At 72.3% G+C, this 1,429-nt stretch carries 2 protein-coding genes; both read left to right on the plus strand.

Translation table 11 applies throughout. From position 1 onward, the window contains the following. Nucleotides 1-85: 85 nt before the first annotated feature. The gene (prfA, locus tag ACKVMH_RS13480) at nt 86-1,171 is read left to right on the plus strand and encodes a peptide chain release factor 1 (protein WP_412700660.1); all 1,086 of its coding nucleotides are present in this window, start codon (nt 86-88) and stop codon (nt 1,169-1,171) included. After that, nucleotides 1,171-1,429, plus strand: a 259-nt coding sequence (locus ACKVMH_RS13485) for a tetratricopeptide repeat protein (protein WP_412700661.1), incomplete at its 3' end; no start/stop codon positions are given. The genes prfA and ACKVMH_RS13485, both read left to right, overlap by 1 nt.

Consider the following 1,429-nt stretch of genomic DNA (forward strand, 5'->3'; position numbering starts at 1 on the left):
CAAGTAGCATCTCCGGCGGTGTCGCCGCGGGGTTCGCCGTGCACGGCGACGCCGCGTTCCGGCCGCTTCCTTCCCGAGACCTCCGATGACCCCGACCCTGCGCCGCAAGCTCGAAGCCCTCGCTGAACGCCGCGAAGAGCTCGAGCGCCTGCTCGCCGACCCCGGCGTGATCGGCGATGCCAATCGCTTCCGCCAGCTCTCGCGCGAGTTCGCCCAGCTCGAGCCGGTCGCCACCGCGCTGGCCGACGAGGCCGCGGCCAAAGCCGACCTGGCCGCGGCCGAGGCGATGCGCAACGACCCCGAACTGGGCGCGCTGGCGGAAGAGGAGATCGCCAGCGCCAACGAGCGCCTGCAGCGCCTGGACGCCGAACTGCTCGCCCACCTGATCCCGAGGGACCCGCGCGACGAAGGCGACATCTACCTGGAAGTCCGCGCAGGCACCGGCGGCGACGAGGCGGCGATCTTCGCCGGCGACCTGTTCCGGATGTATTCGCGCTACGCGGAACGGCAGGGTTGGCGGGTCGAGGTGGAGTCGGCCAACCCGGGCGAGCACGGCGGTTACCGCGAGGTGATCGCCCGCGTGGAGGGGCGCGGCGCGTACTCACGGCTGAAATTCGAGTCCGGCACGCATCGCGTCCAGCGCGTCCCCGAAACCGAATCGCAGGGCCGCATCCACACCTCGGCGGCGACCGTCGCCATCATCGCGGTGGAGCCGGACGGCGAACCGATCGAGATCAACCCGGCCGACCTGCGCGTGGATACCTTCCGCTCGTCCGGCGCCGGCGGCCAGCACGTCAACAAGACCGACTCGGCGATCCGGATCACCCATATCCCGTCGGGCGTGGTGGTCGAAAGCCAGACCGAGCGCAGCCAGCACGCCAACCGCGACAAGGCCATGAAGCGACTGGTGGCGACGCTGGCCGAAGCGCAGGCCGCGAAGGCCGCCGCGGCCATCGCCGAGGACCGCAAGCTGCAGGTCGGCAGCGGCGACCGCAGCCAGCGCATCCGGACCTACAACTACCCGCAGGGCCGGATCACCGACCACCGGGTCGAAGGCCTGACCCTGTACGACCTGCCCAACGTGCTCACCGGCGACCTCGACGCGCTGGTCAGCCGGCTGCAGTCCGAGCACCAGGCGGACGAGCTCGCGCGGCTGACACGGGGCACGTGATGGCGCCAGGCGATCCACGCGCCGACCTGCGCGAGGCGGTGCGCCGCGAACCGCGCAACGCGCTGGCGTGGATTGTGTTGGCCGACGCCGAGCTGGATGCCGGCGATGCGTTGGCGGGGCAGTCGGCCTGCCAGCAGGCACTTGCACTCGCACCTGGCCACCCCGAGGCACTGGCGCGGCTCGGGCGCGCGCACTGGCTGCAACGGCGGTTCCCCGAAGCCGTCGCCAGCCTGCGGGCAGCCGCCGGCGCCGCGCCGC

This window comes from Lysobacter zhanggongensis (assembly GCF_046638635.1).
GTDB classification, from domain to species: Bacteria; Pseudomonadota; Gammaproteobacteria; order Xanthomonadales; family Xanthomonadaceae; genus Novilysobacter; species Novilysobacter luteus.